Genomic DNA, 15481 nt, shown 5'->3' with positions numbered 1-15481 from the left:
TGAAATAAAACCTGATATGGCTAGAGTGATAGTGAAAGAGGATGGTGGAATTAGGTCTGCTTTTCCATTTAGCAGTGCTCATCCTTCAGGAATAGGAAAATAATATAAAGGAGAAATAACTATGGAGAACGTTTACCCGGAGTATGTTACTAAGAGTGCTATTGAAGGTCTTGTAAAGAAAGTGAAACTACCTGCTCCTGATGAATTTACACAAGATTGGGAGTATGAAGTGTCGGATTCTTCAAGAATAACCGAATTCTTATACGCCTATGAAAATATCAAATTAAACAAAGAAGAAAAATTCGCTTTAATGATTATTATTATTTCATCATTCAATGATGCAATAGTAGAAGGAAAGGCTGAGGAGAATTCGGCTAGCTTGATTAGATATCATCTTCTTCAAGACATTAGTATTCATAAGAATACTATTTATTATTGGTCGATGTTGGATGAGGATGATCTGGAAAATTGTCATGCTGTAACATCTTTCATAAGAGAGATTGCATATGTCGCTGAATTAGATGGTCAAGACTAGAGTTGTTAGAGGGGAATTAATTTACTAGGTATACAACTCTAATAATAAAATCGTACAATGCAACCTACAAACCAAACATTAAACAATTCAAACACTTGATAAACTTTCAAAGGCTTATTCCACTTGAACGATGAGGAGGAATGAGCCTTTTTTATGCCCAAAATCAAAGGAGGAAAAGAAAAATGGAAAAACAATTACTGACTGCAGAGGAAATACTGAGCTTAATTGTACAGACACAAGCAGAGTATGGGCAATCAAAAACGTGAGAACTAGGCGAAATGAAATTTTTTAGGTTAAGTGCAGTATGATATGGAAGAACTACAAACTAATGAGGATGACAAAGCTCGTGGCGATAAATACAAGGTATAATATGACAGAGTCATTTAAAACTTGTTTACGGTTAAAGATTCCTTGAATATGAATTAATAACTCATGAAGGCTAGGCCATCAAGAGGTGCTATTTTAACAATAAAGCAATAAGAGCGAGAATAGGCGAGATGCCATTTTACTTACAAGGGACCACTTTATGGGTGGCATAAGCAACAAACACCCGAGATTAAACAAGCTAAAGGGTTTAAACGTTACGCTTGCCATGTGATAAAAAAGATGTCATACTGTCAATACTAAAATAACTTATAAAACTTGTAAATATTAATAAACTTAGAAAATATATAAACTTAAAGCACTTGATTGTCTATAACAGGCGACAAGTGCTTTTTTGCATGTTTAAATCCGTAAATTGAAAAGATTACGATTATTTAATTAGTGTACTAAGTGTTAAATTTTATACAAGTACTAGCATACAAGGGGAAGAACAGGCGATGGAAATAGAGGTTTCGATAGATAAGTTTGTAATAGATTATAAGGATGTACCACATTCGACATTTTTACGTGTTTATATGGTGGGAATGCAGAAATATAAAGTGAAAATGAAGATATATAGTGGAACATATAGCTATGAATTGCACATATGGAAAAGTGATAATGTATACATTCATATGTATTTTAAAAACTTTAGAGAAACAGAAGGTCACTTACATACCCTAAGGATTGAGACAAGGCCAGAGCATTACTCGCATTTCAGAGAAATACTAGAGATGATAGGGAAGCGGGCAAGCCGAGTAGAATTTGTGAGCTGTGATGTAGCGTATGATATACAAACGGGGTTAGAAAATATAGTGGTGATACCGACAGATACACGGAGGAATATGACACACTTTGATACAACACGATATTTTGGTAGAAGCGACCAACGTAAACGGAATGGTTACTGTAGGATTTATGATAAACGGCTAGAACTAGCAAGGAATAAAGGAATTTATTTAGCACATGAATTAAGCCGAATAGAAGTGGTGTACAAGGTAAATGAGCAAGTGTTGCTTAAAGACCTCATGAAACATCCGCCAAAACAGAATGAACATTATTTTGCGGCTGTAGTGACAGATTGGAAAACACTTAAGAAGAAGCAACGAGAACGGGTAGCTAGCATGCGAGATGGAAGGGATATGTATACACAGTATATACGGAGGGAAATAAAAAAGACCCTTACGAATCAGTATCGATTGGACTTCGACCAATTAGCAAGGGTGGAATGGAAAAGATTGATAGAAGAACCAAGTTCAATAGTTCTGCGAGTGAGTTAATCGTTTATCTCCAATACAAGTAGGTCTTGGATAGAGACATGTAATGTGTCACACAAAGCTGAAAGGGTACTCATATGCAGACGTTGTATGGGTTGTGTACATAAATCATTGACGGTATTAGGACGCAATGAGGTTTGCTTGGCCAGTTGCCGACGGCTCATTTGTTTTTCAATTAAAATTTCATTGAGACGTAAACGAATAGTAGAAGACATAATAAAAACACCTCTTCGTTAGATTGTAACGGTTATGTATAGTGTACGACCATACTAGAGAAAAAACGACTGTAAAATAAAGGGTTGTGCAGAATTTGGGTAAGGTCGTACAGTATGTTGTAACGGATATACGTTACACACAAGTTATCCACAAAAAACGGGTAAGCGTTACAGGGACTTTAATTGCTGTAACGGGAGGGAGCATTATGAAAGAGAAAGTAGTTGGTTATGTACGAGTTTCAACAGAAGGGCAAGTACGTGAAGGGTATAGTTTAGCGTATCAAGTAGAAGAAATTGAAAGGTATTGTGACGAAAATAAACTCCAACTGCTTCACATATATGAAGATAGAGGAATCAGTGGAGCGACAGTTGATGAAGATGGATTAACTATTGAGCGAGAAGGCTTGCAAGAGCTATTGGCAGATATAGAATATCATCAAGTAAGCCAAGTAATTGTACTGAATACGTCTCGTTTGTGGCGCTCTGATATGGCAAAAGTATTGATACAACGAGAGTTAAAAAAATACGACGCAGATGTTAAAGCGATTGAGCAGCCAAATTACAGCATATACACACATGAACCAAATGATTTTTTAGTGAATGGGATGTTGGAGCTATTAGACCAATATTAACGATTAGAGATTGCATTGAAACTAAGTAGGGGCAGAAAGAAAAAAGCTGAACAAGGTGGATATGCAGGTGGCGGTGTCATGTTTGGTTATACAGTACAGAAAGGGCGAAAAGTATTAGAAGTGGATACAGAGAAAGCAATAGTTGTACGTAGGCTATTTGAGTTACGACACTTTTTTAAGTATTGGTCACTGTCTCAATTGACAGAACAGCTCAACATTGAAGGTCATCGAACAGAGAAAGGGAAACGATTTACAAAGGTACAAGTGAAGCGCATTTTAGACCGTGAAAGCTTTTATCGGGGGATTTATACATATGGGCAAATTCAAGCAAATGGGCAACACCCTGCAATAATTTGAATGGCTACTTAAAAAAGGTGCTCATTTTCTTATAAGTTCTTATGTAACAGTGAAAATAGATAGGCTTTCGTACCAATGCGCACCAGATGGTGAACGCTCGAACTAAGGTTGCCGGTATTTTCATTCATTAAAAATAAATAGGAGAATGTATGATGCACGAAAAACAGAAACACTTATATGTTGGAGTGGATTTACATAAGCATCACCATGTTGCGGTGATTATTGATTGTTGGCATAAGAAGTTAGGCGAAATAAAGTTTGAAAATAAACCTTCTGCTTTTTCAACATTTTTACTGGATATTTATAAATATGTGGAAGATGGTTTGACACCTATTTTTGGTTTAGAAGATGTTGGGGGCTATGGACGAGCATTAGCGCAGTTTTTGGATGAGCACGGACAAGTTGTAAAAGAAGTTAATCCAGCTCTTTCATACGCTGAACGTAAAAGTCACATGACCACACAAAAAAGTGATAGCTGGGATGCAGAATGTGTAGCCAGAATTTTGGTGAACAAACTAGAGCAGTTACCAGATGCTAAACCACATGATTTATATTGGTCGATACAACAGCTAGTCACTAGAAGAAATGCATTAGTAAAGGCACAAGGTGCTTTAAAGAACCAACTGCATATTCAATTAAGTCACCACTATCCAAGCTATAAAAAGTTTTTTTCAGAAGTAGATGGAAAAACAGCATTGGCATTTTGGGAACGATATCCGTCTCCACCTTGTTTAGAGGATGCAAGTGTTAAGCAATTGGCCACTTTTTTATTAGAAGCCAGTCACAATACATGTTCGGTGAGAAAAGCGAGTGAAATTTTAAAGTTGGTGAAAGAGGATGGAACCACAATAAGAGAACACCAAGAAATACGAGACTTTCTAGTAAAGAGTATCGTCCGAGACATTTCATTTAAGAAGCGGGAGATGCGCTATGTGGAACGAGAATTAAAAGGGTTAATGAGTTTACTAGACTTTCAATTAGACACGATGCCAGGCATAGATCTCGTTACAGCTTCGGCATTAATTGCAGAAATAGGCGATGTACGCCGTTTTCAGAATGCCAATAAATTAGCACGATTTGCGGGCATTGCGCCTGTTTACTTTGGCTCTGGTGGGAAAGGAAGGGAACAAAAAAGCAAGCAAGGAAATCGGGCGCTACATGCTTTATTTTACAACTTAGCCGTACAGCAAGTACAAGTGGCAAAAGGAAGTAAGCTGCCAAGGAATCCAGTATTCCATGCATACTATCAACGAAAACTAAAAGAAGGCAAAACAAAAGGACAAGCATTGGTTTGTATCATGAGACGGCTTGTAAACATTGTATTTGGTATGTTAAAGCACAAAACAGCTTATGAATTACCGATAATAAAAGAGGAAAAGGTAGTAGTTTAAAAAGGTTTAAGATAGATTGTTTTTTATTAGCGGATTTTAAGATTACAACATAGGGTACAGATAAACTTATTAAATTCAAAGGTGATGAAGCTATAATTCATTATGAAAAGCATAGTAAAGAGATAATGGATGCAATGGGTAAAAACCAATACAATTTAAAGACTTATCTTGAAGATGCTAATCACGTTATTCAGACAGGGCAATATGTACCAGAAATGAATGGATATGTGAAACTTGTTGGTGGAAAAGGAAGTGCAAAATACGGATTTGTTGGGCTAGATAGAAATGCAGGAAATATAACCACGTTCCATATAAAGTCGGTTAAAGAACTTGCTAAAAAAGCACCAAGTTTAGGTATAGAAACAAAGAAGTAAGGAAAGGGTGGATGTATTGAAAATAAAAAAAATAAATTGGATTTCACAAGAAGCTTTAGAAGCTGAAGTAGTAGTAACAGATGGAGAACTTGAAATAATGTGTTTTGCACAACCATTAAATTACTTGGAAGAAAGTGAATTAATAGAGCCAATTTATTGTTTAAATGTCTCAAATCTTGTGAAAGCTGAAAAGTCAGAGTATAGTATTGAAAAATTAGATGATTATTTTGCCTATAGATTAATAGGGAAATTAATTGATAAGCAATATGAAAAAGTGAAATTAGGTGAACTATTATTAGAATTGGATAACAATTTGTTACCAGGAGATATAAATGAAGGTGATTTTATAAGTTTTTGTTGTCAAAGGTTAGATATCTATTAAAAAAAGGTAAAGTTTTCAATGAAACCTTGAGAGGCTATATGAACTGCGCCCCAATTGTTAGACACATCTAACAATTGGAGGTGCAGTTTTTGTATGGTCAAAAAATATACGGCCAAAGATAAATTACAAGCTGTTGAGCGTTACTTAAATGGAAAGGAAAGTTCCTATGATATAGCTAAATCTATGGAGACTGATAATAAAGCAATCCTTAAATGGGTTAAGCAATATGAATACAATGGTGTTGAAGCTTTTATTCAGCCATATACAAATTACACACTAGAGTTTAAAATGGATGTACTAAATTTTATGATTGAAAATGGTACGTCCTTAAACGAAACGGCAGCGATTTTTAAGATACCTGCCCCTTCAACAATTAGTGTTTGGAGAAAGCAATATGAAACACAAGGATTAGATGCCCTTCAATCAAAGAAAAAGGGGCGTCCATCCATGAAAAAAGAATTCAATAAACAATCGAAACAAGCACTAGTTGAAGGCTCTACCGAAGCACTTGAAGCACGTATTAAACAACTAGAAATGGAAAATGAGTATTTAAAAAAGTTGAATGCCTTAGTTCAAAACAAGGAAAAATCACCAAACAGGACAAAGCGCAAGTAGTCTATGAGTTAAGGCATAAATATCCGGTGAAAGCACTCGGTTATTTACTGAACTTGATACTTGTGGTAGTTGTAGTAGAGTTATAAATGCGTTTAGCAAAGAATACCCAAATATTGATATTGAAATTATTCATAATAATAGCCAAAAAATTAAGGTTAATAAATAATAAATTATCTAGGAGTGTGGAGAAAATTGGATTGGAGTTATTACGAGCTTTTAACCTCCGTTTATGATACTTACTTGGAATACAAAGATGAAAAATTTAGTGATTATGAAGCATTGGCGAGAACAACTTATGATTTTGAAGTTTCTATGAATGATGGAGAAGCCGAGAAAGCAACTATCCGTGTTGCTTTAGCGAGAATTGCTCTAACACATTCAAAATTATCTGTGCGTGCTAAGGAATTATCGTGTGAAGTGTTAACAAATCTAAATATAAACAGTATCAGACAGCAGTTAAGTACAGAAGAAGTAGAGGATCTATTAGAAAGAAGAGATTACGTATTACGTCAATTTAATGATACAACGATTTCATTAAATCACGATCCTAGGGCACGATGGTATTATCATGAGATGACTAAGGAAGTAAAAGTTTATTTTGATAACATTATTAGTATTAACCCCTTAGAAGAAGTTTCTGATAAAGTGCTGAAACGTTTTGAAAGAGACTGTAAAAATACGCTTAGTGAGAATATTACTATTAAAGTCACATTAGCTGAACTATTAATTAATAAAGGAATTCATGATCATGGAGAACTTAATATAAAATATGAACTTGAGAAGTTTAATATAGATGACGTAGGGCAACAGTTAACGGAATCAGAAAAAGAAGATTTATCTCAACGTATCAACAATCTAATAAAAATCTATTAAAAGTATATCAAGAGAAATCAAATTAAAATTCAATATTATGTTGAAACGGATAGTTCATATTTTTAATGTTGAACAGGTCAATTATGGTCAATACTACCCATGATTGATCTGTTTTTTTGTTTTCAGAGTGGTAATAAAGACGAAGCTGGTTCTATTTTATTAATATAAAGTAGTGACTATGTGCAATCAGCTTTGTGCAAAATAGTACTTGCTCGTTATTATATTTCTGTAAAACTGGGTAAATATAATCGAACTTTTATCCTGGATTATTCTTCAGCAATATATACAAAATTCAAGGGGAAAATGGAACTGGGTGTTGTTTTTGAGGCAGTAAGTAAACACCATATTATACAGCAAGTTGACGGTTTCGAAACAAGGCTTGTGCAAAAAAAGATTGTCTACACTACAATCGCTGAGAACTTGATAAGACTAAATAAAAAATTGCCTGGAGACATCATCAATGAGATAAAGGACGGATTGTTTGATAATTCCGATTTTGAATTGACAGAGGAAGAGAGTCCTAATCGAAACGAATTGTTAAATTTCTTGAAAATCTTGATAGTTAAGCGCAAAGGTAACAATGTATTGATCATTGGAAAAGACTACTATAAAAATTCAATGTGTCATTCAAGATGCTGAATGAGATGTGCATATAAGAAGTTTTTATATGTGGTGAGAAATACTTAAAATATGACTCATCCAAACTAAATAATGATAAAATTCTGACTCGTTTACTAGAGTAAATGTAAAGTATTAGAGTGACACATTTTTTTGTATGAAGGCATTTGAAGGTATAGTTTGGTTTATGTAGTTTATACATTTAAAAACAAATAGTTCAAACAACCTATGTATGGTGAGTTTGAGCTGTTTATTTTTTCTAATCTATGATTTATAGGTGTGGAGAAGGTATTAGAGGTCAAAAAGGATCAAGTACGCCTGCACCTATCCATTGATGAGGCACAAAAAAAGGAAGAAGCCACATGGTTCTCACTTGCTACGCCTTATACTGCAGAAGGACATAGCGGCTTTTACAGCCCACAACGAAGCTTTAAAAAGACAAAATTTAGATAAGAGTCTAAATAGCTTAAAAGAAAAATGGAGTCAAGATGGTATTGATTTTGAAGTAAGGGCGCTAGGAGAAAAAAAGGAACGAAACCTGGATCAAATCAAGGTTATGGATGGGAGTATTTAGGGAGCGATGGTAAATGGTATCATACAAGTGTTTTGAAGTCAGGCGGTGCTGCTGCTGCTAAAGCAACTCATATACAATTAGAATGAGGTGTAAAAATGGAATTAGGAGAAGTAAAACAAGTTGTTCAAGAAATTAATGATTTCATTAAAAATAGTATGTGGTTTGATTTAGAAATAAAACAATATATAGATGACGAACTGTGTATATATGGTGGATTGAGTTTAAGTTATCCAGATATTGAAATAAAATTCAAAGAGGTATTTTTCTTTCTCTACCTATGATGTGGAAAACAGATACAAAAGAAACCATTTTAAATATCCTTGAAGGAGAAGCTGAAAAAGAAATTAGCGAAAAGTTTCAAGTTGAGTATTTGCATTATATTTTTAAGTTTAATCCTAAAGATTATCCAAGTAATTTTGGATGTTTAATAGCGGCGAAGAAAATAACATATAAAATTTTAAAACCATAATAATTTATCCCAAGTGAGATGAAGTATTCTCCAGTATATTTGCTAGTCTATGTGTGAATAAAAGGTGATGAAACTCATGATGATAGAAAAAATACTCATAATTCTAACAGGTGAAGTAGCAATGAAATGGTTATAAAATAACATTTTGAACAATGAGTAGAATTTAAGGAATACCCTCAGAACACTTAAAAAACTGACAATCACGCTTGATAAACTTTCAAAGGCTTATTCCAACTAGAACTGTGAGTTAGGAATAAGTCTTTTTTTGCATACAACCAAAAATGGTAAGAAATATATTAACGTTGAACCTGACGGAACACATTCACAAAAACAGTGGACTTTTATTATTTGGAAACGTTAAAGCCTTATATGAAATGGGCACGGGAAAAGACTTAATTACTGGGCAAACTAAACAAACTGGGAAAAAAATCATAACTGAAGCAGAACTGGAGAAATACTTAAAAGACCGACAGTCCGTATCAAACGGAAATAGAAATTCAGTGAATGCCGGAGAGCCGATAAAAACCTTAGAGGATTTACAATCAGTAGTGGGTGGTGGGCATCATACATTACCCCAAAACAAACCTACTATAGTAGAACGATTTATATGCACCTTGTTGTTTGAAGATATTGTTACTCTTGTTGACCCTAAATCCACAACTGGTGAAAGGATACTAGCAGGACTATCTATGTTGCCTACATCTAAGCCATTTAAAATAATTGATGCAGGATATGACACAGTTAAATATTATAAAAAAACAACGAAAATAATAGAAGACAGTAAAAAAACGTATACAAGTAATAACAAAAAAATGATGTTCCAAATAATAATAATATACCAAATAGTAATTCTAAGAAAGAAGATAAGGCTCCAATAGTCGAAGTCACTGAGAAGGATGTCAAAGAACTTGGAGAATATATAAAGAATATTGATAAGGGTAAGGGTAATATTATTAGTAATGGTAAAGTTACAGTTAAATCAATTGAATCAAACCCAAGTGCATTTAGTGGTAAGAGTGTAAATAAAATTGCCGAGGTTTTAAAGAGTGAAGGTTATGATGTTACAATAAAAGTATCTACTAAATCTCGATCTGGTGCACAAATAATTCAAATTAATAATCATGGTAACGGGAGAAATATAACACAAGTACAAGTATCACCTGGTGGAGGAAGACATGGGGATAACCCTTATGTAAAAATCAGTACAATTGACGAAGGTATAATTAAAATTGTAGATGGTAAAAAAGACACTTATAAAACTGATGGAAAAGAGAATGCTAATATTATTTTTACGGAGAGGTGATATATTTGATTGATTTAGAGGCGCCTATCGTTCCTTGGATTGGAATGGGAAATATAAAGTTGTATAGTCACATTAATGATTTATATTCATTAATTGAGCAACAATGTAAACAACCAACACTTTTAGGAAACTTTTTAATAAGGTACGAAATAGATAATTCAATTGATTTATGGTTCAATTTGTTAAACGATAAAATATTTAAAATAACTACTTTAGAAAACTATAAAGGTACTTTATTTAATAAAATAAGAGTAGGAATGCATATTGATGAAGTTCTTAAGCTAGAACCAAGTTTTATATATGATGAATTCGAAGAGGTGTATTGTAGCTCTAAAGGAGTTTACATTGAAACAGACCCTGTGAATAACACAGTATTATGGATTTCAGTATTTATAAAAGAAATAGATGATCCAGATTTTATAAGAGGGGAATGGTAGATAACACTTTTTAAAACTTGATTGGCTATATTGTCACTCTCGAGAAGAAGAACAGAATGGATCCAATGAACAATAATAGTTTGAGAATCGAGACTTCATGTAGGCAGAGCCATCAAGAAGTGCATTCACTAGGAAGTTTTCCGAGTTAGAAGTTATACCAGATAAAAATTTTGCATCTAAGTTCTATTTTGATAGAGCTGCTCAAAGATTGACAGTTTGCCTAGTTAATGAAGGTGGTGTGTTCCCGGATAGAACAGCTTTTGAATCATAGCAATTAAAAATTTATTTTTGGCAAAAGCCTTTTAATAATTTTATAACTCGTGGGAAATAGGATTCAAAAATAATGGAGAGCAAAATACAACCTTGATATTAAGGACGTATAAGATTAGTTTAAATTTTCTTGCATACGGGAAAAAGCTCGTTACGATAAACAAGGATATAAAAATTTTATGGAATAATCAGATTTGAGTTAATAACTCATAAAGACAAGCCATCAATAGTTGTATTTTAATAAGGGCGAGAATAGGTGAGATGACATTTTACTTACAAGTACTACTTATGGATGTCATATGAACCAAATATACGAGATTAAATAAGCAAAAGAATTTATATATTACACTTGCCAAGCGTTAAAAAAGATGTCATATGAAAATAATAACTTATTAAAACTTGCAAATATTAATAAGCTTAAAAAATATATGAACCTAAAGCACTTGATTGCCTATAACAGGCGACAGGTGCTTTTTCGCATTTTCATAAAAGATGATGGCATTTTAATTAGTGTACTAAGTTCTTATACCCCAATGATTAAAGTTCCACTTTATTCTTTTCTCACACAGTATATCTAACTACTAAATTTAAAATTTTCCCGATCTTCGGGATTATTTTTTTGTTTATTCCAAATAATAGAACTTATGGATGTTGACTTTTTATCTACGGTTTATTAGCATATTTAATGATGAAAATAACCAATTAATGGTTACATTGCCATATATGTATTTATTACTGGAATATTACTGAAAAAAATTAAATTAATAACAAAATGACCTAGGTAATCGGAGTTATTTAATAGGAAAGCGAAAAAATATAAGGTTATGAGATGGAATGAATACAGAATCGATATGAAGGAGCGAAAGCAATGAAATTTATGGATGAAGAAGTTATCGAGATGACGAAACATGCAAGGCAGAAGAAACGAATGGAGAACATTGAAAACCAATTATTACATACTGATATCGTGCAAGCGATTAAAGATGGTCAGCTCATGATTGAAGATGAAACGATTGCGTTCAAAGAAATAAGTTTTTATGAGGGACAAATTCGGATGTGTATGCCTGCAACATTTGACGTGATGGAGCCTGAATTAATGGATATTAAATATCCATCCAGCCGTAGACCTGATTATATTTACACAAGTGAAAGTACGTCCATCAATGTCACGCTAAAAATTATGGAACAACAGGTAAAAGAAGAGGAATTAGAAGACTTCACAGAGGCTATGAGGAATATCCTTCAAAAAACGCAGCCAACTACAAAAATGTTGGATATTGGCATGAATGAAGTGAACGGTTTACAAATGGGGTACTTTGATTTCATTTCGCCAGCACTAGATAACAAGATTTATAATTTAATGTTTTTATTTATAGTGGGCGAGAATGTGACGATGGGCTCGGTTAATTGTTTGAAAAAAGAGATGGATATTTGGAAACCAATTGCTTACGGCATGATGGAATCTATCTTTGTTGAAAACAAATTATTAGATGGAGAAGGTGTTGTTGAATGAGTAAGGAAACAGCCTTGACGTATAAAGATATCATCGTGATGCCCTATAATATTCGCGTCAATCAAATCGAAATTACGCAACAAATGAATGAGCATGCTACATTGCATTTAACGGGCATGATTCCAGATGAACTCGAAGATTCCTATGTATATATGACCGATGCAGAAACGGCTATTGAAGTCGTGCAAATCGGCAGTGGTGGACAAACTATTCCTATTTTCAATGGGCTGGCATTAGATGTACAAGTGAAATCGGTTTTGGGCACCTATTATTTGGAGGTTAAAGCCGTTTCGCATACGTATGTGCTGGATGTGAAGAAGAAAAATCAAACCTATCAAAATGTGAGTATGCCCTATAGTGAATTAATAAATGCATGTATTGCCGATCAAAAAGGTGCAGATTTCATGGATTATGCCTCAAAGGGCGCTACTATTGGCCGCTTTACGATGCAATATATAGAGACGGATTGGGAGTTTCTTAAACGAATGGCATCGCGCTTCCATACAGGTCTGGTGCCAGATACGGTTCACCCGGCTGCTAAGTTTTACTTCGGTGTGCCGTTTCAAGCTGGGGGTACGCAAAAAATGGAGGCAATCAATTATCGAGTTAAAAAGGCGATCGGCAATTTCCTTGTGTCCAGTAAAAATCATCTCGACGGTATTACCGATAGTGACTATATGTACTATGAAGTAGAATCGTTCCAACCATTCAAAATAGGCAATGAAGTGACATTCCAATCAAAAAAATTGTATGTCTATAAAATCTACTCTACTTTAAAAGATGGCTTGTTCAAGCACATCTACACGTTAACACCTCAGAACGGCTTCAGTGTCCACACTACTTATAATCAAGCTATTATTGGCGCCTCTATTCAAGGCAAAGTAATCGATGTTGCAGGGGATAAAATTCGTATTCATGTCGATTTCGACGAGGGTCAAGATAAAGATACAGCGTATTGGTTTCCATATTCAACAATCTATGCATCAGAAGATAATACAGGCTGGTACTTCATGCCGGAGCTTTCTGATAATGTGAGAATCTATTTCCCAGGCAATCGTGAGGATGAAGGGATTGCGATTAGTTCCGTATCAAAAGCACCACCTCAATCTAGTTCGATGTTAGCAGCGACGAATCCGCCTAGTCCAGGAGGCGGTGGAAGTGCCAGTGCTAGTGGCGGTGGCGGAGGGTCAAGATCTGCACCACCAGAGGATAGACGCCAAGACCCAGCGCGGATGGCCGATCCAGATGTCAAAACACTCAGAACGAAGCACGGTAAACAAATTCTACTTGCACCGGATCGGATTGTCATATCTGGTGGAGGATTAATGATTTCGCTTATGGATGATAATGGAATCTCCATCATAAGTGATAAAAATATTACTTTACAGGCAACAGATAAAGTCGCCATCAATGCGAAGCAAATTATGATTAATGCGAGCGAGAAAATAGAGATGATTTGTAAAGATAGTTCAATCAAAATGGAAGACAAAATGGAGATCAAAGGAACAGAAGTACGAGCAAATTAATGAGGATGTGAACGCATGAAACGAGAAGAAGCATTACAGCATTTTATGGATGAATGCGTGTCAGTTCATATCAGCCGATTACAACAGAAGGTTGATCGCCAGTTTCGCCATGAGAAGGAAATCTTACTAATACCAATCATTCACTCACTTGAACAGCTGTTTGCAAATATTAGAGAGCAGCAGGGGCAAGGGAGGTTAGCGCCAGTTGCCTTTATTCATTTTTCATTGCTGCGAACATCATTACTAGATAACAAGTGTACGTATTTGCTAGAAGCGTATGGAGAAAAATGGTACTACGATTGGGGCGAATGTACGGCACAGTATGAAGCGGGATGGCTTAGTGAAGCAATTATAGATTTACACACAACGCTTGAAAAAAAAAGAAAGCCATACCTCTACATCCAAGCAGCTGACGTTCGAGGAATTATTCAACAGACTGTGATTCTGTTTCATCAGTATATCATTCAATTGGTACGCTATCTTTTCCGCTATCAACAAGACAGCGTACCTGAAATAGATTTCCAACGAGCTGTGTGCTTGCGATTTCGTGTTGGGGAATATAAAGGATTTAGTGAAGATGTTGGGGTCATCGATGACCGGGAACGGGTGGAAGAAAATCTTCTCTCGTGGTTAGAGAAAAACGAGACGGATAAATCGTATACGTTTGAAAACTTCTCGAGCCTACCATTACAGCAAAAACATTTCGACCAAATGGACTTTTCTTATGCGAATTTCAATGGCAGTGACTTAGAAGGGGCTTCATTGAAACAAAGTGTTTGCATCGGTACTAGTTTTGTAGATTGTAGCTTAGCGAATGTTGATTTTTCATATGCAGCCATTCAAGATGCTGATTTTCGTAATGCCAATTTAGCAGGCGCTAATTTTACGCATGCACAAGGAAAAACAATGATGCTTCCCGATGATGAAGTAGCGTGTTATTTAGGCACTGATTTCAGTCATGCGAATTTGGAGAATGCAAAATTTGAGTTTGCGCAGATTGCAGGCGCCAATTTTACAGGTGCCAATTTAAAAGGAGCAACTTTTTTTAAACGTGATCAAGAGAAGTGTCAATTTAGCCCAGACCAGATAAAAGACATTCATTGGATTCATTAACGTTGAAATCAATAGCAATGATAGTTACAGGAGGAAAAGATGGAGTATTTTATTGTTCGGCAAGATCAAAGCATTACAAATCCAATCATTCCTTTCAAGACAGACCTCGATGATAACTTTGTCTGTTCATCTGTATTCGGGGAAGTAATTGAAAAAGACAATGCGATATATCTGGATTATTTAGAGAAGCCTCGAAGAATCGTGTCGGATGATTTGAAAGGATTGCTTGTGAAATATGAGGATAACTTAGAATTTACAGCCATTGTCTTTACGGATGTGAAGAAAGGAACACAGCGCGTACATTGGCTTATGGATATTGTGAAGAAGAACTGTATTTCCGATGAGACGATTTATTATACAGACGGACAAATAAAGGAGCTCGTAATTGACCCGAAGAAGGTGGAACTAGATTGTATTTTTCAAGTCGACGGTAAAAAGGAATCGTTCACCATCGTCAATTTAGATGTGGCAGAAAGTATACTACGCCGACCATATCTCGGAATTCAGTTGCAGCGAGTAAAACTAGCAAGTCGATAGATTATTCAATTAAATCATGGCTCATTATCCAAAGTTGTGGATGAATGCCATTTATATAAGTTGATTGGAGTGGAGACTGGGCGACTCCTTTGTGACCAACATCGTGT

Annotated in this window: 17 protein-coding genes and 2 pseudogenes; 18 read left to right on the top strand and 1 reads right to left on the bottom strand. The window is 35.0% G+C overall.

Going from position 1 to position 15481, the window contains the following annotated elements; translation table 11 throughout:
* Positions 1-121: 121 nt before the first annotated feature.
* The 3 genes from C7Y47_RS01990 to C7Y47_RS01985 all read left to right on the top strand — a co-directional run bounded on the left by C7Y47_RS01990 (position 122) and on the right by C7Y47_RS01985 (position 2178).
* Positions 122-535, top strand: a complete 414-nt coding sequence (locus tag C7Y47_RS01990) for a hypothetical protein (RefSeq protein ID WP_142507221.1) — start codon at positions 122-124, stop codon at positions 533-535.
* Between the two features lie 140 nt (positions 536-675).
* Positions 676-801, top strand: a complete 126-nt coding sequence (locus tag C7Y47_RS25400) for a hypothetical protein (RefSeq protein WP_255504972.1) — start codon at positions 676-678, stop codon at positions 799-801.
* A 555-nt stretch (positions 802-1356) separates the two neighbouring features.
* Positions 1357-2178, top strand: coding sequence for a replication initiation protein (locus C7Y47_RS01985; RefSeq protein WP_142507220.1), 822 nt, complete (start codon positions 1357-1359; stop codon positions 2176-2178).
* Here the strand turns inward: C7Y47_RS01985 and C7Y47_RS01980 are convergent.
* Positions 2175-2390, bottom strand: a complete 216-nt coding sequence (locus tag C7Y47_RS01980; protein ID WP_142507219.1) for a helix-turn-helix domain-containing protein — start codon at positions 2388-2390, stop codon at positions 2175-2177. The genes C7Y47_RS01985 and C7Y47_RS01980 overlap by 4 nt on opposite strands.
* A 206-nt stretch (positions 2391-2596) precedes the next feature.
* Here C7Y47_RS01980 and C7Y47_RS01975 point away from each other — a divergent pair.
* The 15 genes and pseudogenes from C7Y47_RS01975 (at position 2597) to C7Y47_RS01905 (ending at position 15374) form a co-directional block, all read left to right on the top strand.
* A pseudogene (locus C7Y47_RS01975) lies at positions 2597-3379 on the top strand (recombinase family protein).
* Between the two features lie 152 nt (positions 3380-3531).
* A complete protein-coding gene (locus C7Y47_RS01970; RefSeq protein WP_142507298.1) occupies positions 3532-4770 on the top strand; it encodes an IS110 family transposase in 1239 nt (412 codons plus the stop codon).
* Between the two features lie 134 nt (positions 4771-4904).
* Positions 4905-5144 carry a hypothetical protein gene (locus C7Y47_RS01965; protein WP_255504971.1) on the top strand — a complete coding sequence of 80 codons (240 nt, stop codon included), beginning with the start codon at positions 4905-4907 and terminating at the stop codon, positions 5142-5144.
* 16 nt (positions 5145-5160) lie between these two features.
* On the top strand, positions 5161-5526 hold the full coding sequence (locus tag C7Y47_RS01960; protein ID WP_142507218.1) for a hypothetical protein: 366 nt from the start codon (positions 5161-5163) through the stop codon (positions 5524-5526).
* 93 nt (positions 5527-5619) lie between these two features.
* Positions 5620-6179: pseudogene (locus tag C7Y47_RS01955) on the top strand (helix-turn-helix domain-containing protein); the annotation flags it as partial.
* A complete protein-coding gene (locus C7Y47_RS26035) occupies positions 6161-6307 on the top strand; it encodes a deaminase domain-containing protein (RefSeq protein ID WP_142507297.1) in 147 nt (48 codons plus the stop codon). The pseudogene C7Y47_RS01955 and the gene C7Y47_RS26035, both read left to right, overlap by 19 nt.
* 26 nt (positions 6308-6333) lie before the next feature.
* Positions 6334-7014, top strand: a complete 681-nt coding sequence (locus C7Y47_RS01945) for an Imm3 family immunity protein (protein WP_185903370.1) — start codon at positions 6334-6336, stop codon at positions 7012-7014.
* Between the two features lie 180 nt (positions 7015-7194).
* Positions 7195-7653 (top strand): hypothetical protein, encoded by a 459-nt coding sequence (locus C7Y47_RS01940; RefSeq protein WP_142507216.1) that lies wholly within the window; start codon positions 7195-7197, stop codon positions 7651-7653.
* 648 nt (positions 7654-8301) lie between these two features.
* Positions 8302-8487 (top strand): hypothetical protein, encoded by a 186-nt coding sequence (locus C7Y47_RS01935; RefSeq protein WP_142507215.1) that lies wholly within the window; start codon positions 8302-8304, stop codon positions 8485-8487.
* A gap of 490 nt (positions 8488-8977) precedes the next feature.
* Positions 8978-9553 (top strand): pre-toxin TG domain-containing protein, encoded by a 576-nt coding sequence (locus tag C7Y47_RS01930; protein ID WP_185903369.1) that lies wholly within the window; start codon positions 8978-8980, stop codon positions 9551-9553.
* Between the two features lie 430 nt (positions 9554-9983).
* Positions 9984-10415, top strand: a complete 432-nt coding sequence (locus C7Y47_RS01925; RefSeq protein ID WP_142507213.1) for a hypothetical protein — start codon at positions 9984-9986, stop codon at positions 10413-10415.
* A 1138-nt stretch (positions 10416-11553) separates the two neighbouring features.
* A complete protein-coding gene (locus C7Y47_RS01920) occupies positions 11554-12198 on the top strand; it encodes a hypothetical protein (RefSeq protein ID WP_142507212.1) in 645 nt (214 codons plus the stop codon).
* On the top strand, positions 12195-13724 hold the full coding sequence (locus C7Y47_RS01915) for a phage baseplate assembly protein V (RefSeq protein ID WP_142507211.1): 1530 nt from the start codon (positions 12195-12197) through the stop codon (positions 13722-13724). The genes C7Y47_RS01920 and C7Y47_RS01915 overlap by 4 nt, the downstream gene beginning before the upstream one ends.
* 15 nt (positions 13725-13739) lie before the next feature.
* A complete protein-coding gene (locus C7Y47_RS01910; protein WP_142507210.1) occupies positions 13740-14837 on the top strand; it encodes a pentapeptide repeat-containing protein in 1098 nt (365 codons plus the stop codon).
* Between the two features lie 39 nt (positions 14838-14876).
* A complete protein-coding gene (locus C7Y47_RS01905) occupies positions 14877-15374 on the top strand; it encodes a hypothetical protein (RefSeq protein WP_142507209.1) in 498 nt (165 codons plus the stop codon).
* Positions 15375-15481 lie beyond the last annotated feature (107 nt).

It is taken from the genome of Lysinibacillus sphaericus (assembly GCF_006864135.1).
In the GTDB taxonomy this organism is placed as follows: Bacteria; Bacillota; Bacilli; order Bacillales_A; family Planococcaceae; genus Lysinibacillus.
This window is presented reverse-complemented; position numbering and strand designations above follow the sequence as displayed.